Consider the following 15,081-nt stretch of genomic DNA (forward strand, 5'->3'; position numbering starts at 1 on the left):
ACCGAACGTCAGGACGCACCAACCCAGCAGGCCACGGACCGCCGAGCCGACCCGGCCGATGACGACCCGCGCGGCGATCCGCTTGCCTCGCCGCGCCCCACCACTCCAGTACCGGGAGATGAGCTGTCCGTATGCCTGATTCACCCCGCCACGACCCGTTCACCGACTGGCTTAGCACCCACGCCGTCGCCCTCGACCATCTGAACCCCGAGGCACCACTTGACGATCTGGAACCGCTGCGCGCCATCATCGGTAACGCACGTGTCGTCGCGATCGGTGAGAGTTCCCACTTCATCGATGAGTTCGCGGCCATGCGCGCGCGTATCCTTCGCTTCCTGGTCGAGCGCTGCGGATTCACCGTCCTGGCCTTCGAGTACGGCTTCAGCGAAGGCTTCTCGCTCGACGCATGGGCCCAGGGGGAAGGCACCGATGACGAGCTGTCCGCGGACCTCGCCGGGGCGATCCCCGTGGGAGTCGACGAGCCGCTGCGCTGGATCCGCCGGTACAACCGCACCGCCTCGACACCGGTGCGCTTCGCAGGCGTCGACATCCCCGCGGCCGGCGGGTCCTTGCTCCCCGCCCTGGCCCCGGTCGCCGACTACCTGCGCCGGACCGACCCCGAAACCCTGCCGGTCGTCCAGGAGGCGATGCGGATCGCCGAAACATTCGCCAGTGGCTCCGGGGCCGTCGCCGCACCCAGGTGGGCCCGTCTGCCCACCGCCGAACAGCATGCTCTCAGCGCGAAGCTGTCGCGCCTGCTCATCCGGTTCCGCTCCGTGGAACCGCTGTACGTCTCACGCGGCGACCAGCACAGCTACGACATCGCCCTGCGCCGGCTCGAAGGCGCCTGCCACGCCGACTACACCTTCCGCGCCATGGCCGATCTCTTCGCGGGCAAAGGGCCGGCCGCCGACACCTCCGCCCGCGACGTCTACATGGCCGAGTCACTCCTGTGGCACCTGGAGCGCTTCGAACCCGGGACCCGCGTCGTGTTGGCGGCTCACAACGCCCATATCCAGAAGACACCGGTCTCCTTCAACGGCCACACCACAGCACTCCCCATGGGACAGCATCTGCACGGCGCGCTCGGTGATGACTACTTCGCCGTCGGCCTGACGAGCACCACCGGGCATACCGCAGACATGCCCCGCGACGAGAACACACCCTTCGGCTTCACCATCGAGGCCACCGCGCTGGAGCCGGCCGAGCCGGGAAGCATCGAAGCCGCCTTCGCCGACGCGCAACTCGGGCTCAGCATCGCCGGACTCCACCCGGCACGCACGCAAGCGGCCCAGGCAGATGCCGGCCTGGCCCCGGGCCCGGACCGCATCCGGATACAAAGCGCCTACCTCCACACCCCCATCCTCGACGCCTTCGATGCCATCCTTTACACCCCGGCCTCCACCGTTGCCGACAACCTCGGCAACATGTGAGACGGGCCCCTTGCACCGGGGGCCTTCGCCATGGCTGTTGCCCACCACGACTCGACGGGGCTGTGGCGGGTGGCGAGGGGGGCCGGAAGGTGCGGGACCTGGGAAGCATGAGCTCTCGGCGGTGCACGCCTGTCAGCAGGCCGTGGAGACAGCCGACAGGTCGGCTCGGGTGAGGCCGCTCCCGGCGCGTCGGGGGAGAGGGCTGTCTTTCGGGGCGCCTGGGGGGTTGGCGGGGAGCGGTTAGCCGGTCGGGCGATCGACGCGGTAGACGAAGTGCAGGCGGTCGTCAATGGAGTTGTCGGGTTTCAGGAGAGCCTCCGTGCAGCGGTGGAAACCCGCTTTCTCCAGCATCCGCCAGGAGGCGCGGTTCGCGGAGTGGACGGGGACAATGATGCTCTCCGCCTCAGGGTGATCGGTCCAGGTGGCCGCGACGAAAGCTCGGATGATGCGCGTGCCGAGCCCCCGGCCGGTCAGCTGCGGGTCACCGATCAGGTAGTCGACCGTCATCGCCTGCTCGGGAACCTCCACCTGGGGCCTCAGATCGCCGAGGTACTGGGGATAGTCGGCGAACCAGCATCGCTGCACCAAAGCGACCGGGTTTCCGTCGATATCGACGACGAAGTCCTCCGAAGGCTCCTCGCCCCGGGCCGCCGGCCCGAAGTCGCGTGCGACCGCCTCGGGCGAGGTCTCGTGGTTCCACCAGCGTGCGACATGAGGCTGGAGGAGCCACGTTCTCAGCTGCGGGAAGTCGGACTCGTCGAGTCTGCGCCATGCGATCGTCACGGGAAGCCTCACGGAATCGGTTGGGTATCCCGTTCTTTCTCCCAGACGACCGATTGCCGTGCCACCGGTATTGCCGGCCTGCGTGGCCAGCCACACCGATTCCGGCACCGGCGCTGTCTCCTGCCCTCCACCCCGCCGCCCCCTGACCGGGCTCGCGCCACACTCGGGTCGTTCGGCATCTCCACGCAGAGCACCTGTCTGCTGGAGGATGCCGACCTCTTCTGCCGATCCGCGGCACCCCCGCACTGTTCGTGCTGCGTCGCGTGGTGTGCGGAGGGAGACGAAGCGAGAGAGAGTACCGTTCACGTCCCTCCACGCGTCGCCCCTGGCGGCGTGATGCCGGCCTGTCCGATTCCACCGACACGGACATCGCCGCGCACCGCGGAGTCGGCGGCCGTCCCTCAGCCGAGCCAGGCCGTGGAGGTCCTGGAGTGGTCCGCCACCGGAAGCAGCCCGGCACCGCGCATGCCTGGCGTCTGCGCGCAGGCGGGCTCGCAGTCGGTCACCCACCACCATCTCGATGTCCGTGTCGCCCCCATGTGCGGCGGCCCTCCACCCGATGCGCCTCCACCCTGCGAGGCGTGGCCGGCGCTCTGCGATGCGCTGGCCGAGTCGGATGCCTTCTGCCGCGCCCGACTCGACCAGCAAGCCCGCCTTGCGCGGCCAGGCGCCTCGTTCCCGACCGCACCCCCTTGGTCTCCCTTGCGCGGACCGGTTCGAGGTCCGAGGCGTCGACGGAGTGCCGGCAGATCGCTAAATCCCTAGATCGCTAGGTCGCTCTGGGAGCGCCTGCAGCCGCGCCGCTGGGGCCGGTACGAGCAGAACCGGGGGACCTTGTCACGCACTGCGGCACAGCCCGTGGCCCCTGGTTGTACAACCACGTTAGGATCGACGGCAGTTGAGACATCGCGCACCGTCCTCTGTGCGGACCGCCGCTGCGGAGGAAGCTTGGCGACGGCGTACTGCGGAGCCGGCCGGGCACGGTAGGGGGAGAGGGCGCTGTGGCACCGTCGTACACGCCGCTGTCGGCAGAGGACCCGGAGCAGGTGGGGCAGTACCGGCTCGTCGGGCGGCTGGGACGGGGCGGGATGGGCCAGGTGTACCTGGGGCGGTCCGCGAGCGGGCGGTTGGTCGCGGTGAAGGTGGTGCGAGCGGAGCTGGGCCACGACCCCGGACTCCGGCGTCGTTTCGTGCGTGAGGTGGCGGCGGCGCGCCGTGTGACCGGGTTCTTCACCGCGGCGGTCGTGGACGCCGACCCGGAGGGCGATCCCCCCTGGCTGGCCACCGCGTATGTGCCCGGGTTGCCGCTGAGTACGGCGGTTGCGGAGTACGGGGCGTGGTCCGAGCGGGCTGTGCGCACGCTGGGGGCCGCCCTGGCGGAGGCCCTGGAGGGGATCCACCAGGCCGGCCTGGTCCACCGGGACCTGAAGCCGTTGAATGTGCTGCTGGCCGCGGACGGCCCGCGGGTGATCGACTTCGGGATCTCGCTGGCGGCCGATGACACTCAGCTCACCCAGACCGGCATGCTCATCGGCACCCCTGGCTTCATCTCCCCTGAACAGTTGGTGGGCGACCCCACCACCGCCGCCAGTGATGTCTTCGCACTCGGCGCCGTTCTGGCCTGGACCGCGACCGGCTCTGGCCCCTACGGGCGGGGTTCCGCGCATGCCGTGAACTACCGGGTGGCCCATGAGGAGCCGAATCTGTCGGCGCTGCCGGGCGACTTGGCCGGGGTGGTGGCGCGATGCCTGGACAAGAAGCCCTCCCGGCGGCCCACAGCTTCGCAACTGATCGCCGAACTCGGACATATGGCCGACAGCGCGGACGGTGGCCCGCTCACCGAGGTCGACTGGCTGCCCCCGGCCGTCAGGGAGGCGATCGGCCGGAAGGGTGCGGCAACACCGGAGGCCCCCGAGGACCGACGGCCGGGCGAGCCCACACGTCCCGACCCGACCGACCTGGCCGACCCGGCCGAGCGAACCGGCCAGTCCGAGCGAACCGGCCGGTCCGAGCGACCCGGCCAGTCCGAGCGGCTCGACCAGTCCGAGGGGCCCGACCGGTCGCGTCCCTGGTTCCCGGCCTCCCGCCGAGGCGCGGTGGCGGTGGCCGGTGCCGCGGCCCTGGCGATCCTGCTCTCGGTACTGTTTCTGCCGTTCCCCGACGAGACCCACGGCTCCGACGACTCGGCCAAGTCCGCGTCGCCCGGCCCTCGGGCGCCCAGACTTTCCCCGATCTGGTCGTTCCAACCGGACAAGGACGCCAAGGCAGCGCCCGTCTACGCGGACGGACGGATCTACACCACGGACGACAACGGCACCCTGTACGCGGTCAAGGCCAGTACCGGGACGAAGCTGTGGAAGTTCCGGCAGACCGGAAGCAAGGCCACAGCGGGCCCCCTCGTCGTCAACGACGTCGTCTACTTCGCCGGTGACAACCACCACATGTATGCCCTGGACGCGCGCAACGGCCGCACGCGATGGGAAACCGAGTACGAGTCATCGGTCTCTTCCCTCACGGTCTCCGACGGGCGCGTGTACGACGCGATCGACGTGAGTGACGAAGCGGCCGATTATTCCGTTCTGCACGCGCGGGATGCCCGTACGGGCCGCGAACTGTGGACCGAGGAGCGGTCGGCCGGCAACCTGGTCGCCGCCGGGGGAAGGCTCTACTACAGCCTCGACGACCGAGTGACAGCCCTGCGTGGCAAAGACGGCTCAACCCTCTGGGAGGCCAAGACCGACATGGCCTCGGTGGACACGCTTGCAGTGAACGGTGGACTCGTGCACCTGGGAGGTGACGGCCGGGACAGCGACGACCCCGAATTCGCGGTGGAGGCCCGGGACTCCGGCACCGGCAAGAAGATCTGGAACGCCTCTTTTCCGCAGAAGCACGGCACATGGGCGCCGCCTGCCCGACCGCTTGTCGCCGGTGGCCTGGTCCACTGGAGCGGACACGACCGTGTGCACTCCTTCACGGCTGAAACCGGCGACGAGGTCTGGCGGCGGAGGGTCCCCGGTTCGGTGGGCGTGGACGAGAGTGGGGTGGAGGGAAGCTTGCAACCACTGGGCGTCGAGAGAGGTGCGCTCCACCTGCAGGGGCGTGGCGGCAATCTTTACACCCTCGACGCCCGTACCGGCGCCTGCCGGTGGAAGTGCGCACCGCGACGGTACGGCCGTATGGCGGCGTGGGGCACTGCGCCAGCGGTCCTGAAGAGTGGCGTGCTCTATTACAGCGACGGGAAGCTGCGCGCCAGCCAGCTCTGAGGACCAGTAAGACGACCGTTGCAGACGGTGTGCAAGTTCTTCTGCTGCTACCGCACTCCTACCGGTCTACGGCGTTGGGCGTCCGGAGCCGGGGGCTTCCGCATGCTGATCGCGGGATCGAGGCGATGCGCTGGTGGGACCTGAACGCCCCCTAGCTGGACGTGTATCCGGCATCGACGCCTGGCCTCGCCCGCCTCCTCTGCCCGCCGGTTTGCACTGAGCCCGCTGTGCTGCCGGGGGCCGACGGTAGCTGCCGTGCCGTCAGGCTCGTTCTCGGTGGCCAGTGCGATGGCTCCGACGAGTGTGAGCAGCTGAGCGAGGGTGACGCCGGGGCGTACGGCATGCGCCTGGTGTGCGCGGGCGAGTAGTTCGCTGCCAACGCTCGCAATCATCGTGTGGCAGGTCTCCCAAGGGCCGGATCACCATCGCTGGCGCCGGGCATCAGCAATGCCCCCAGGCCTTGTCGGCTACGGCATGGACGCCGACGGCGTGGAGCCAGGTGATGAGTGCGGCTCCCGGGTCGGGCTCGGTGGCCAGGTCACGTGCCGTGGCGCAGAGAGTCTGCACCTGGTCTTTGAAGACCGCCTCCAGCAGCGCCTGTCGGGAGGGGAAGTGCCGGTGCGGTGTGGCCGAGCCGACCGCAGCGTACCGGGCGATCTGCTCAAGCGAGGCTTCGGTGCCGTGTCGGGCGAGGGCAGCCTCGCGCTCGGACACTCCAGGGGGACTGAGGAGTAAGACCGGCCTGGCTTACGACGCTCTGAGGCGCCCCGCCGCACTTCGTGCTCGCCGGCGGCGACACCAATCAATGACTGCGCCCCAGTTCACCACCGTTGGCGGTGATTCGGGTGCCTCTCACGGTCTCAGGCCGCCCCCGGATACGGCCTACCCATCCGGCCACCGGCACGCGTGACGCCGGCGGGACGGGGGCCGGAAGGACCTCGGTCAGCCGCCTGCTCCGCCGGCCTGTTCCGGGCCGGAGGAATTTCTCTGGCTGCCCGTGAACTTTCCCGTCGGCCCGGCCATCGGACTCTGCGGTACCGAAGATCGGTACCCGTCGTATCGGGGCCTCTCAGAAACAGAGACGCCTCCCGCCGTATACCCCAACGCGCCGGGCCACCACCGGCGCGGGACCCGAGCCGGCGTGAAACTGGATCGGGTGCCAAAGGGCTGGGGTCGGGGTAGTGGCGCAGGGTCGCACATGCCCCGGCAGGCGGACCCGCACGCCGTCGGGCGTGCACGCGACGCACGTACGCAGAAGGAGCATCACATGCGCGGATTCAAGCGCGCCGCCATTGTCGGCGCCGGTCTCATAGGCTTCTCCGGCATCGCCGCCGGAGCCGCCCAGGCCCTGCCCGACCCGCACGCATACATGGTGGGCGACACGTACACGGAGCCCAGCAAGGAAGCCTGCGAAAATGACGGCAACTCGTGGTGGGGCGTCAACGAGTTCTCCTGCCTGCCCAACCCCGACGGTACGTGGACGTTCCGGATCGACTCGCTCAGCCAGTGCCCTGGCGCACTGTCGTCCCGTAGCACGGCTCCTGAGGCCGGCTACTCCGTGAAGGGCTGCTGAGCACTCTTCCGAGTAGACCGGCCTGGAACCTCTCCGGCCGTTCGGGCGGCGGGACAGCACCGTCCCGGCACTCCCGCTTTCTCCGGCATCGCCGCCGAAGCTGCCATGGCCCTGCCCGCCCCGGGCGGGGTCATGGTGGGCCACACGTCCACGGAGCCCACCGAGCCCGCCTTGTGAAACGGCCCGGCTCGTGCCGCTGCTCGCCGCGGACGGGCGCCGACCTCATACTGACTGCGCCCTCGGCTTGGACGATGTCTTGATTGGCGAACTGGACTTCGTGCGCTGCTCTAAGGGTCTTGGTCGGGTGCCGTGATTCCGAGGTCGACACGCATGATGCGGCGCATTCTCCAGAGGGCCTCCCACAGTTCGTCGAAACTCTCCCGCACGGTGTCCAGGCTCTCGCCCTGTCGGGCGGTGCCTTTGTCGAGTCGCATCAACAGACCGTACAGTTCGCCAAGATGGCGGTTCGCCGTGCTGGCTGTCTCCGCCACGGTGTCAGGCAGTACCATCTGGGCCTCGGCGTGACGCAAGCGGTGGTCGCGGCGTGCCCGGTCCAGATCGGACCTCAGCTCTTCGGTCACCTCGCCCCTCTCCAGGGCGTGGAGGACCTTCGCCATCACGTTGGCCAAGTCGCGAGTGCCGGCGCTGAGAGCGGCGTAGCACGTGCGCCGCGCCTCAAACTGAGCCTGGCGCGTGGCGTACTCGCGTTCGTCTTGCTGGAGCTGTCTTGTGTGGTCCAGTTCGCGGGCCCTGGCGCGGTCGGCACCGCGCTGTGTGATCACGGCGGCCGCGAGCGTGCCGCCGACGCCCAGAACCGCGATTACGATCTGGCTGATTGCGCTGTTCAAGCTGCCCCCCGGCTCCGATCGGCTCGCCGGGACTGTACCCGCTGCCGGACGTTCTCCTCAGCGGACGGAGCGCCGGTAGCAGATGAGGGCGCTGGCGAGGCCGACGAAGGCCAGAAAGTGCTCATCCTTGCGCTCATAACGGCAGTGCAGGCGGCGGCAGCCGCCCAGCCAGGACAGGGTGCGCTCGATCACCCAGCGGTGCCGACCGAGCCTGTTGGAGGCATCCACACCCCGGCGGGCGATGCGCGGCACGATCTGTCTGCGTCGCAGCCAGTGACGCAGGTGGTCGAAGTCGTAGCCCTTGTCGGCGTGGAGCCGGTCCGGGCGGCGGCGCCGGCCCCCGCCCTGCGGGCGCTGCGGCGTCGGCGGTACCACGTCCTGGAACAGCTCCCACAACCCGTCCGGCACCAGCCGCTCGACTATCCCCATGCCCACAACAACGAGCTACCGCCAACTGAGACATCGGCTTATTGATCGCTCCTCCCGCGGCATCGCCCGGTCCCGAGACCCGTCCCACCAGCCCCTTTTGGCAAGCCCCGCACGCGGTGACCACCCGCCACAAGACCGGCATGCCCGCTGCGGCCGTCGGTAAGATCACCATCCCTGGACAGGCGCGCGACCTGCTGACCGACGGCCCCGCCCTTCCCTGCGGAGGAAGAGCGGAGCCGTCGGCGCGTGACCAAACGCCGTGCCCGGCGGTCGCCCAGGCCGGCCGCAGGAGTTCCGTCGCGAACCCGGGCACATTCCTCATACTCGGCGCGGCCAGCCCCGTCGACCATCAGGTGGTGGACGGGCTCGCATGCGACCCATTACCCGAGTTCGTCGGGGCGGAGGCTCGGCATTGCCGTATTCCTGTATGCACGCGCTGCTGTATGCACGCGCTGCTGTACGCACGCGGGAAGGACAACGGCGCCCGGTGCGGCGGCATCCAGGGGACTCGACTCTGCCAGCACACGGAGATGCCTTCCCCCTTGCGCTCAGAAGTTCCGCGAGGCAGCCGGCCGCGTTCCGCAATGGCGCAGCGACGGTCTGTCACGAGAGGGTCGAACCCGCGCACGGTCTCCGGTCCTGGGAGGAGGCTCACGGGTGCCGACGACTGGCGCATTCCTTTCCTAACTAGTAAGTTAAGTATATGAGCAGCCGAGGACGCGCCAAGAATCTGTTGATCGAAGCGGCCGACGCCGTCTTCTACGAGCACGGCATCTCCGCCACCAGCGTGGATGCCGTCGTGGAGGCGGCGGGCGTGTCGAAGCCGACGCTTTACGCCCACTTCCCGACCAAGTCGGCCGTCGTCGCCGCCGGGCTGCGCCACCGGCACGCCGCCCGCAGAGCGGAACTCGAGGCGTGGGTGGCGCGTGAGGACGACCCCCGTCGGCGTCCACTGGCGGTGTTCGGCTGGCTCGGGGCCTGGTACGCGGAACGGGGACAACGCGGGTGCGCGTTCCTCAACGCCGCAGTCGAGGCCCCGCAGTCCGACATGACAATCCGCACCCCGGTCCAGGAGGAGAAGACCTGGTTGCTCACCTTCTTGAGCCGCCTGTGCGACGAGGCCGGATGCGGGTTCCCGAAGGCCCTCGCTTCTCAACTGCTCCTGCTCATCGACGGTGTCGCGGGACGCGTCGTGGTGCACGGCCCGGACGCGGCCCCGCGGGCGGTGGCCGACGCGACTCGCGCGGCGGCCGCTCTGATCGAGGCTTCGGAGCCCACGCTGTGACGCACTCTCCCCGGCTTCTCATCACCCGTTGCATACGCCTTTCCGTGGGCCTCGCGCTGTACGGAGTCTGCATGGCTCTGCTGCTCAAGGCAGGACTGGGCGCGGACCCGTGGACCGTGTTCACGCAGGGCATCGCCCGGAAGACGGGGTGGAGCCCGGGCGCCGTCCTGCTCGTGATCTCGGTGGTCGTGTTCATCCTGTGGATACCGCTGCGACAACGGCCCGGGGTCGGCACCGTCGCCAACGCTCTGCTCGTCGGACCGCTCCTTGACCTGGCGCTGTGGGCGCTTCCCACTCCGCACGAGTTGCCGGTGCGTGTGCTGTATCTGCTCGCGGGCGTGCTGGGGATCGCATTGGCAACGGGCCTCTACGTGGGTGTCGGTTGGGGCCCGGGCCCCCGGGACGGGCTGATGACCGGCCTGGCACGCATCGGCCTCCCGCTCGCTGTCGGCCGGACACTCGTGGAGGTCTCGGTGCTGGCGGGAGGCTGGCTGCTCGGCGGCACGATCGGCCCCGGCACCGTTCTCTTCATGGCCACGATCGGCCCCCTGGTCGGCTACGTCCTGCCCAGGCTCACGCTGGCCCAGCCCGAACCGAGCACGTCCCGCTGAGGCGTCGCTCGCTCCTCGGTGCGCCTACGCCGTCCGCACGGGCCGCGAACAGCCTCACCGACATCTTGCCGAGGCCGGCACCGAGTGCTGGGTGGGCAGGGGCGTCGGGTGCGACCCGATGAAGTCCCGTTCGTCGTCGGTCAGTTGTACTCGTGTCACGCACATCGGTCCACCGGATCAGCCCTCGGAGCGGGGCGAACCCACAGGGCAACCAGGGTAATCAGGGCAACCAGGGTGACAACGATGCGATACGCGTCTCAGCACTCGGCTCCGGCCGCGCGCACCGCGTCGAGCGCTCGCCGTGCCAGCGGGCCGAAGCCCTCGCTGTTGTCGCTGCCGATCCACTGATCGAAGGCGATCTCCCAGGCGAGTGTGCCCAGTGTCGCGGCCACGCGAGCGGTCAGGCCCGGGACTCCGCGGCGGTTGAGGGCCTCGATCATCGAGGCGGTGAGGTCGATCCTTTTCAGCGCTTCGCGTTCACGCAGTTCCGTATTGGCGTTCAGCACGGCCTGGCGCCGGCCGCTGAACTCGCGTCGGTCCTCGGCGAAGAACGTCCTGCCGAGCGCGTCGAGGGCGTCGGCCACCGCGTCGAGTGGCCCGGCGGTCGGCGGCGCCGAGGCGATCCCGTCGACGAGCAGACCGGTCACCGTGCCCTTGTCGAAGAGCACCTCGCGCTTGTCCGGGAAGTGCCGGAAGAACGTGCTCTTGGTGAGCCCCGCGCGCTCCGCGATCTCGATCACGGTCGTGTTCTCGTAGCCGTTCTCCTCGAAGAGGTCGAGGGCGGCGGCGGCGAGTCGTCCTGGTGCGTCGGGTTGCCAGCGAGCCATGGGAACAGTGTACGGGACTTGGTCCCATCACTGGTGTAGGGTCGATGAGACCAAGTCCCATCACTGGCCAGGAGAGGTCACCGATGAGTAAAGCTGTGCGTTACCAGCGATTCGGCGGTCCGGAAGTACTGGAACTGCGGGAGATACCCGAGCCGCATGCCGCACCGGACGAGGTTCGCGTCCGGGTCACGGCCGCCGGACTGAATCCGATGGACTGGCAGATCACCACACAGCCCGACATGGCAGCGCGGTTCGGCATCACCTTGCCGGCCGGGTTCGGCAGCGACTTCGCCGGAGTGGTGGACGAGGTGGGCGCCGAAGCCACGGGATTCGCGGCCGGCGACCGGGTGTACGGGGCTGCGATTGGCCGGTCCGTCGCCGATTTCGTGCTGGTCAAGACACCTGCGGCAACGCTGTGGCCCACCCCGGAGGGCATCAGCGACGAGGTGGCGGGCACGCTCCCGGTGTCCGGTCTGACGGCCTCCGCCGCGCTCGCCGCGATCGGGCTCCGCACCGGGGACACCGTCCTGATCGGTGGGGCGGCGGGTGGCGTGGGCATCTTCGCCGTGCAGCTGGCGAAGCTCGCGGGCGCCCGGGTACTCGGCACCGCCTCCGAGAGCACGTTCGGATTCCTTCGCGGACTCGGTGCCGAACCCGTGACGTACGGTCCCGGTCTGGCGGACCGGGTGCGGGCCCTCGCCCCTGAGGGGATCACCGCAGCAACCGACCTGTTCGGAAGGGAGGCGGCCGAGACCGCGCTCAAGCTCGGCGTGGCGCCCGAGCGGATCTCCGTCGTAGCCGACGGCCCCACCCCACCGCCGGGTGTGTGCAAGACGGGTGCCCTCGATGCGGCGCCCGGTACCATGGAACGGATCGCCAACGCGATCCATACCGGCGAGATCACGGTGCCGATCGCCGCGACCTTCCCGGTCGAGCAGATCCGCGAAGCCGTGACAACCCAGGCCGCGAGGCATGTGCACGGAAAAATCGTGATCGCCCTGTGAACCCGCGCAAGGCGGACTCAGCGACCGGGGTCGGGGCGCGCATCGGGTCGAGTACCGCGTCATGACCGGCCTGTAGGTTTGCTGCCCTCCGCGACCTGGTCCGCGGGCCGCTGTGCGTCCCGCTGTGACCGTGCCCGCCAGTGCGGACGCGGCATCAAAAGCGGCCCTCGCGGGGCGTCCCAGCCGCGCCGTTGCCACACCGTTGTCCGGGGCGCCAGCGTTGTCCGGGGCGCTGAGCACCTGGTGCGGGGACATCCCTTGCGAGGCACGGGATATCCCGTGCGAGGTCACCTGCGGGGGCCGAACCAGCCGTCGCCCGCATGATCGTCAGCGCTCCGGGAAGCTGCGGCGCCGGCCCATGCCGGGTCCTTGGGCATCGGCCGCCAGATCCTCGGGCATCGGCGCGGTCCGCGCCCTTGGCCACCGCGGACGCTGCGGCCAACAGCGGTTGCCCCAGGCGCCACCGCTCGCGCCTCCGCGAGGACAGCCCAGGCCCAGGCACGCTCGCCTGCCGCCCGCGCGACGATCCGCTCCGTCCGGTCATACCGTCCAGCACGCTGAATCCCTCGAAGGGGTCTACTGTCGGGCGGCCGGAGGTGGAATCATCGACGCGATGGATGTGGCGGTCACCGGAGGTGCGACGTGTTGTTCCGACGACGGAAACGAGAGTCCCATGCCCTCGCAGCGCGGATGCAGCCGGATCCGGAGCCGAGTGGGGACGGCACCGTGCTTCTCACTGGTGACTGGACCGGCGAGTTCTGGGAAGAACACCACCCCATCCGGGTTCCCGCGACACTCGATGTCGACGCTTTCCTGGATCAAAGTCCCGTGGCGTCTTTGTGGCCGGACGACGAGGGGTTCAACGACTTCGCGGGCGGGAACGAGGAGTTCCTGCGCCGTGGGTGGATCACGGCGTTACTGCACCACCCGGAACGGGACGTTGTTGTCCAGGCCCTGCGCTCCCGCCACCTCGAAAGCGTCGTTGTGCACATGGCCTTCGTGGCCGACTTGCTGATCGACTCGGCGGTGGCCGAGGAAGCCGCCGAGGCCGTGTGGCGCATGGACGACTACGGGGTGACCCTTGTGCTCAACGTCGTGCTGAAGCGTGCCCTATTCCCTTCGCAGCACTCGCGGCCGCAGGCTGACCGTGCGATCGAGCTGCTGCGTTCGGCATGCCCGGAGAGCCGGCGCGCCTTCTTCGAAACAGAGATCGTACGACCGCGCCGGGGCTGAGCCCTGCCCGTGAGCCACGTCCCCGGTCCTCGCGCAAGGCTCTGTGCCTGGCGGTACCGGCGTTCGGTATGCCGGCCATTCCGCTGTCCCTCATGCGGCACCCAGCGGTACCAGCAGGAGCCTCCTGCGAGCCGGGGTGGTGCGGTGGTTCGCTTTCGTTCCTCAGAAGTGGGTGGCGATCCCGAAGACTCGGCGGAGCTGAGCCATGTCATGCCGGTCGCGCTCTGTGGGCTCGTATCCCTGATGGAGGCGGACCTGCTGCTCGGCGGACAGGCAGGGGACAGTCGTCCCTTTGACAGTGCCCGTCACGAAGCATGAGGAGGGGTAGCGGAAGGGATGCTCCGATTCGAATGATGCCTGCTCCGCCGCGCCGTCGGCTCCGAAGACGAGCGGATGAAGATCGATCTCTCGGCCGTCCGGAGTCGTGACGACGAATCGGGCGGGCCTCCAGTTCAGGCTCTCCACGAATCCCGCCTTACGGAGAGCTGCCACCACGGCAGCTTCCTGCTCTTGGCGGTGCATCAGGTCCAGGTCGCGATGGTCCCGGGTCTGTTCGCCGATCAGGGCGTCGATCCCCCACCCTCCACCGATCCAGACATCTGCCTGCGCCCGTCGCAACAGAGTCAGGACGTACAGCACGTCCTCAGCCGCCATCACGCGACGCAGCTTAGTCGCGACCACCTTGGACAGCGAACGAATGGCGGTCGCCGCAGAGCCTGATGAAGGCACATGGCACGGGCCGGGCTGACGGCGGAGCGAGTGACAGCTGTGGGTGCTGAACTGGCGGACGAGGTCGGGCTGGAGCAGGTGACCATGTCGCAGGTGGCGCGCCGGCTCGGCGTCAAGGACGCGAGCCTCTAGACACATGTCCGCAACTTGGACGACCTGGGCGGCCGGATCGCGCTCCTGGCGGCGGACGAGAAGACCGTCCGCCTCGCGGAAGCGACCGTCGGACGGTCGGGCAAGGACGCACTGGTCGCGTTCGCCCACGCATGGCGGGAGTACACCCCTCAGCATCCGGGCCGCTACGCGGCGACACAGGCTCCGATCGGGATCGACCCGGAACTGGCCGCGCAAGCACCCGGACCGCGCCGCGCGGTCGAGCTGGCCTATGGCATGTTGCGCGGTTACGGACTGGCCGAGCCCGGCCTGACCGACGCGGTCAGGCTGTTGCGCAGCACATTTCACGGGTTCGTCGCACTGGAGGCGGCGGGTGGTTTCGCGCACGAGCGTTCGTTGCAGCAGTCCAGGGCCCGATCCCTCGACGCCCTGCACGCCCTCTTGGGGCACTGGCCTTCTACCCGAGAAGGAGACTCGTCATGACCGAGCCCACCCTTGGCAGCCTGCGCGTGCACGGCGCGATCCTGCAGTACGAAACCTGCACAACGAAATGCGCGGCCACGGCCCGTCCCTGTTACTGATACCAGGAGGAACGGGCGGCGCGGCCGCCTTCGACGGCGTCGCCGACGCTCTCGCGGTTGAATACACCGTCGCAACCTATGACCCGCGCGGCATGTCCGGCAGCACCCTCGACGACCCCGAGGCCGAGCAACGGATGTCCGAGCACGCGGACGATGCGCTCCGCCTGCTGGAACGGCTGTCGCCGGGAGGGGTCCGCCCGGGTGTTCGGCGCCAGCTCCGGGGCGATCGCCGCCCTCCCATTGCTCACCACCCATCCCGAGCGGGTGGAACAGGTCGTGGCGCACGGGCCGCCGGTGGTGGAGGTTCCGCCGGACAAGCCGCCGTACACCGAACGCTCATCGCGCGCGTGCAAGAGATGTTCCGCACGCAG

Annotated in this window: 14 protein-coding genes and 2 pseudogenes; 8 read left to right on the forward strand and 8 right to left on the reverse strand. The window is 69.3% G+C overall.

Going from position 1 to position 15,081, the window contains the following annotated elements; genetic code table 11:
• Positions 1–131 precede the first annotated feature (131 nt).
• Positions 132–1,433: an erythromycin esterase family protein gene (locus FM076_RS32320; RefSeq protein WP_173874363.1), complete on the forward strand. Its 1,302-nt coding sequence runs from the start codon at positions 132–134 to the stop codon at positions 1,431–1,433.
• Positions 1,434–1,673: 240 nt separating this feature from the next.
• Here the strand turns inward: FM076_RS32320 and FM076_RS34480 are convergent, their stop codons facing one another.
• Positions 1,674–2,324 (reverse strand): GNAT family N-acetyltransferase, encoded by a 651-nt coding sequence (locus FM076_RS34480; RefSeq protein WP_345945376.1) that lies wholly within the window; start codon positions 2,322–2,324, stop codon positions 1,674–1,676.
• 893 nt (positions 2,325–3,217) lie between these two features.
• Here FM076_RS34480 and FM076_RS32330 point away from each other — a divergent pair.
• Positions 3,218–5,479 (forward strand): protein kinase domain-containing protein, encoded by a 2,262-nt coding sequence (locus FM076_RS32330; RefSeq protein ID WP_173874364.1) that lies wholly within the window; start codon positions 3,218–3,220, stop codon positions 5,477–5,479.
• Between the two features lie 47 nt (positions 5,480–5,526).
• On the opposite strand, the gene FM076_RS35210 is transcribed toward FM076_RS32330, so the two are convergent.
• Positions 5,527–5,871, reverse strand: coding sequence for a hypothetical protein (locus tag FM076_RS35210; protein ID WP_345945377.1), 345 nt, complete (start codon positions 5,869–5,871; stop codon positions 5,527–5,529).
• Positions 5,872–5,920: 49 nt separating this feature from the next.
• Positions 5,921–6,193: a TetR family transcriptional regulator gene (locus tag FM076_RS34485; protein WP_173874365.1), complete on the reverse strand. Its 273-nt coding sequence runs from the start codon at positions 6,191–6,193 to the stop codon at positions 5,921–5,923.
• Positions 6,194–6,746: 553 nt separating this feature from the next.
• Between FM076_RS34485 and FM076_RS32340 the strand changes: the two genes are divergently transcribed.
• The gene (locus FM076_RS32340) at positions 6,747–7,052 is read left to right on the forward strand and encodes a hypothetical protein (RefSeq protein WP_173874366.1); all 306 of its coding nucleotides are present in this window, start codon (positions 6,747–6,749) and stop codon (positions 7,050–7,052) included.
• A gap of 287 nt (positions 7,053–7,339) precedes the next feature.
• Here the strand turns inward: FM076_RS32340 and FM076_RS32345 are convergent, their stop codons facing one another.
• Together FM076_RS32345 and FM076_RS32350 are read right to left on the reverse strand one after the other, a co-directional pair.
• Positions 7,340–7,900, reverse strand: a complete 561-nt coding sequence (locus FM076_RS32345) for a hypothetical protein (protein ID WP_173874367.1) — start codon at positions 7,898–7,900, stop codon at positions 7,340–7,342.
• Positions 7,901–7,957: 57 nt separating this feature from the next.
• A pseudogene (locus FM076_RS32350) lies at positions 7,958–8,260 on the reverse strand (transposase); the annotation flags it as partial.
• Positions 8,261–9,032: 772 nt separating this feature from the next.
• Here FM076_RS32350 and FM076_RS32355 point away from each other — a divergent pair.
• A complete protein-coding gene (locus tag FM076_RS32355; protein WP_173874369.1) occupies positions 9,033–9,614 on the forward strand; it encodes a TetR/AcrR family transcriptional regulator in 582 nt (193 codons plus the stop codon).
• A 71-nt stretch (positions 9,615–9,685) separates the two neighbouring features.
• Positions 9,686–10,225: a YczE/YyaS/YitT family protein gene (locus FM076_RS32360; RefSeq protein ID WP_173874370.1), complete on the forward strand. Its 540-nt coding sequence runs from the start codon at positions 9,686–9,688 to the stop codon at positions 10,223–10,225.
• A 257-nt stretch (positions 10,226–10,482) separates the two neighbouring features.
• Here FM076_RS32360 and FM076_RS32365 read toward each other — a convergent pair whose 3' ends face one another.
• Positions 10,483–11,052, reverse strand: a complete 570-nt coding sequence (locus FM076_RS32365) for a TetR/AcrR family transcriptional regulator (protein WP_173874371.1) — start codon at positions 11,050–11,052, stop codon at positions 10,483–10,485.
• Between the two features lie 83 nt (positions 11,053–11,135).
• On the opposite strand from FM076_RS32365, the gene FM076_RS32370 reads away from it, so the two are divergent.
• Both FM076_RS32370 and FM076_RS32375 read left to right on the forward strand, forming a co-directional pair.
• On the forward strand, positions 11,136–12,056 hold the full coding sequence (locus FM076_RS32370) for an NADP-dependent oxidoreductase (RefSeq protein ID WP_173874372.1): 921 nt from the start codon (positions 11,136–11,138) through the stop codon (positions 12,054–12,056).
• Between the two features lie 726 nt (positions 12,057–12,782).
• Positions 12,783–13,289 (forward strand): hypothetical protein, encoded by a 507-nt coding sequence (locus FM076_RS32375; protein ID WP_173874373.1) that lies wholly within the window; start codon positions 12,783–12,785, stop codon positions 13,287–13,289.
• A 162-nt stretch (positions 13,290–13,451) separates the two neighbouring features.
• Here FM076_RS32375 and FM076_RS32380 read toward each other — a convergent pair whose 3' ends face one another.
• Positions 13,452–13,943 carry a nucleotidyltransferase domain-containing protein gene (locus FM076_RS32380; protein ID WP_173875156.1) on the reverse strand — a complete coding sequence of 164 codons (492 nt, stop codon included), beginning with the start codon at positions 13,941–13,943 and terminating at the stop codon, positions 13,452–13,454.
• A gap of 75 nt (positions 13,944–14,018) precedes the next feature.
• On the opposite strand from FM076_RS32380, the pseudogene FM076_RS32385 reads away from it, so the two are divergent.
• Positions 14,019–14,612, forward strand: a pseudogene (locus tag FM076_RS32385) (TetR/AcrR family transcriptional regulator).
• A gap of 91 nt (positions 14,613–14,703) precedes the next feature.
• Here the strand turns inward: FM076_RS32385 and FM076_RS35475 are convergent.
• On the reverse strand, positions 14,704–14,958 hold the full coding sequence (locus FM076_RS35475; protein WP_430625937.1) for a hypothetical protein: 255 nt from the start codon (positions 14,956–14,958) through the stop codon (positions 14,704–14,706).
• Positions 14,959–15,081: the final 123 nt, after the last annotated feature.

The organism is Streptomyces albus subsp. chlorinus (assembly GCF_013302895.1).
GTDB lineage: Bacteria > Actinomycetota > Actinomycetes > Streptomycetales > Streptomycetaceae > Streptomyces > Streptomyces chlorinus.

Bases quoted from the DNA above. Each gene is read 5' to 3' on its own strand.
- FM076_RS32360 (WP_173874370.1), top strand. From the start codon at position 9,686: ATGGCTCTGCTGCTCAAGGCAGGACTGGGCGCGGACCCGTGGACCGTG.
- FM076_RS32370 (WP_173874372.1), top strand. From the start codon at position 11,136: ATGAGTAAAGCTGTGCGTTACCAGCGATTCGGCGGTCCGGAAGTACTG.
- FM076_RS35210 (WP_345945377.1), bottom strand. From the start codon at position 5,871: ATGATTGCGAGCGTTGGCAGCGAACTACTCGCCCGCGCACACCAGGCG.
- FM076_RS32355 (WP_173874369.1), top strand. From the start codon at position 9,033: ATGAGCAGCCGAGGACGCGCCAAGAATCTGTTGATCGAAGCGGCCGAC.
- FM076_RS32340 (WP_173874366.1), top strand. From the start codon at position 6,747: ATGCGCGGATTCAAGCGCGCCGCCATTGTCGGCGCCGGTCTCATAGGC.
- FM076_RS32380 (WP_173875156.1), bottom strand. From the start codon at position 13,943: ATGGCGGCTGAGGACGTGCTGTACGTCCTGACTCTGTTGCGACGGGCG.
- FM076_RS32365 (WP_173874371.1), bottom strand. From the start codon at position 11,052: ATGGCTCGCTGGCAACCCGACGCACCAGGACGACTCGCCGCCGCCGCC.
- FM076_RS32320 (WP_173874363.1), top strand. From the start codon at position 132: ATGCCTGATTCACCCCGCCACGACCCGTTCACCGACTGGCTTAGCACC.